Below are 2545 nucleotides of genomic sequence, written 5' to 3'. Positions count from 1 at the left end.
TTAATATCTGTTCAAATTCCATTCTTGGAATACTTGCATTAAGTAACCTCATTAAATAACCATTTACCAATTTTAGTACATTAGCCATTTCTTTCGTAAGCATGCGGTCTCGCACGTATGTTAAAATTAATTGAGTTCAAGAAGTAAAGCCATTTTTAGCAACAATGTAGAAAATCTAACAATTATTGGAATCTGTTGGAATAATCTCTGTTTTATTAGAATTTTTCCAATTGTGAGGTAAAAGATCTGCTAAATCTTTAGAGTAATCATTATTATAGTTTGGAATCTTTGTTAATACATCGATTAACCATTCTCGAACATCAACATCACAAGCATTACAGCATCCTATTAAAGAATATATAACAGCAGCGTTTTCGGCAGCTTCATGATTGCCGCAAAACAAATAATTTTTTCTACCTAAAGCCAGAGGCCTAATGGCATTTTCTGCCAAGTTGTTATCCAATTTATATCGTCCATCCAAATGATAGCGTGACAAGCGGTAAAAAAGGGAATACGTATATTTCAATGCTCTTCCCATTCGTCCATTTGGTAAAACTTTCGGATAATAATTGACAATCCATTTTTCAAATGCAACCATAATTGGATAAGCCAAACGAGTACGAAGTTCTGCTCGTTGCTGAAAATCTAATTCCTGATCATCAGCCATTGTTTCGATTTGATATAGTTTACCTATCTGAAGCAATGCATATTCAGCTCCAGCTTTATCTTCCTTGAGGCTTTCTTCAAATTTACGACGCGCATGAGCCCAGCATCCCAAGAGCAAAACACCTTTCTTTTGTTCGTAGATGGAGTAAGCTTCATATCCGTCTGTTTGGATAGCGCCTTTATAATCGTGTAAAAGTTCAACCACTACTTTTTGAGCTCTGGAACCTTTGTCGTAATGAAAATAAACCAGATTTTTCATTACTGATCGAACCATCCACAAATAAGCTTTTACCGTCTTGTGTTTTTCATCATTTACAACAGGAACGGTGCTCTCGTCAACCTGTATATAGTCACTATCCTTCACTATTTCTCCCAGTCGGTAATATAATGCCCGAAGCAAATCACAAACATCCTTAAACCATCCATTTACTGTTGATGCAGAAAGTATCAATCCCAACTGTTTGAACATGGCTATCTGGCGATGAAAAGGTATATGATAGAGATATTTATTCATGATTATCTCTGCCAGTAATGATGCATCTGCATTGCTACGTGGCAATGGTAATAAGGGAAGTGAAGCAATCCTGATTCTTGATTGTTCTTCAGTTATTTGTTCTTCTGATTTTACAGCATACTTTGGGCGTATTATTTTACGCACATAAAGTTCTCCCGGTTTATATTCTAGTACCTCAGTAACTTCTTCTCCTATACGTACCCAGTTTTCATTAAGACCTTCTGGTTCTATAAACTCTTCTTCTCTTCTAAGATCTTCAGGAAGTGGTAAACGAACAGGTTTCTTTTTTTCTTTTTGTGGTTTGCGACGTTCGTAAGCGATTATTTCTTTGTCAGCTTCTTTTGTCAGCTTTTCTTCCTCCGGCAATAAGTCCAATCCGTCCCAGTCTATTTTCCTTTGATCAGGATTCTCTGGTATATACCGTTCTCTGGAAGGATTCCACATTTTACGTTTATACCAGGCTAATTGATCTAATAGCTTATCAATTTTTTCTGATTGCTGCTTAATGATAGTATCTTTTTCTCTATTTTCTTTTTCAAGAGTATCTAATGTACCATTATCTGCATGACGAAAACGAGATACTTCTGCATAGAGTTCATCTCTTTGCTGAAGTAGTTCTTGTATGAAATCATCATTATCTGAAAATTGGCTCATTTATCCCCTGATCTATTAGACGCCTAAAGATAGTAAAATCAGGGGGTGTAGCCTAATTTGCGAATGGAAATCAGATTGATTTTTGACGTTTTTTCAATCTTCTTTTTATAGGTTTTACATTGTCTACAATCATCATTAATTCCTGCCAGGTTATTTGCTGTGACACGATATCTTCATTAAATCTAGGTAATGTAAAAGTGCCATTTTCAAGTCTCTTATGGTAAATAACCAATCCTCCATGCTCTAAATGGAGAACTTTCATTATACTCATATTTCGATTAACAAAAATAAAGGCCTCTCCATCTTGTACATTACGTTTCATAATAGAACTAACTACGCCACTTAGGGTATAGAAACTTTTACGCATATCAACTGGTGCCGGGTATAGGAAATACTGAAGCTTCCCATGTAAATTAAACATAGTCTGGTTTTATTAAAGATGAATAATTGCTTTGAGAACTGATAGATCTAATTCCCCAGTGAGCTTTAGCTTTGTTCCGTTTGGAAAAGTAAACTCAAATGTGTTATTATCAATTGTTTTTTCATCTCTTACAATCTGTACCTCTTTTGTATATTTCTTCTCTTTTATTACCAGAGGCACAAAACTCTGAACTTGTTCTTCTTGCAATGTCTTTTTCCATTTGTAGAAAGTTGAAACTGCAAATCCTTGGTTGGAACAAAAATCTCTAACGCTTAATCCTGATTGTTCTT

3 protein-coding genes are annotated in these 2545 nt (G+C 35.1%); all 3 read right to left on the bottom strand.

The window, feature by feature from the left end; translation table 11 throughout:
* Nucleotides 1-175: 175 nt before the first annotated feature.
* Nucleotides 176-1834 carry an IS66 family transposase gene (gene tnpC / locus OM075_RS24790; RefSeq protein WP_301193251.1) on the bottom strand — a complete coding sequence of 553 codons (1659 nt, stop codon included), beginning with the start codon at nucleotides 1832-1834 and terminating at the stop codon, nucleotides 176-178.
* Between the two features lie 70 nt (nucleotides 1835-1904).
* The gene (gene tnpB / locus OM075_RS24785) at nucleotides 1905-2255 is read right to left on the bottom strand and encodes an IS66 family insertion sequence element accessory protein TnpB (protein WP_301193250.1); all 351 of its coding nucleotides are present in this window, start codon (nucleotides 2253-2255) and stop codon (nucleotides 1905-1907) included.
* Nucleotides 2256-2267: 12 nt separating this feature from the next.
* Nucleotides 2268-2545: IS66 family insertion sequence element accessory protein TnpA (gene tnpA / locus OM075_RS24780; RefSeq protein ID WP_301193249.1), on the bottom strand; the 278-nt coding region annotated here is incomplete at its 5' end.

The sequence above is a fragment of the Plebeiibacterium sediminum genome, assembly GCF_026013605.1.
Lineage (GTDB): Bacteria > Bacteroidota > Bacteroidia > Bacteroidales > Marinilabiliaceae > Saccharicrinis > Saccharicrinis sediminus.
The sequence above is the reverse complement of the archived record's forward strand: the minus strand, read 5'-3'. Positions and strand labels throughout refer to the sequence as shown.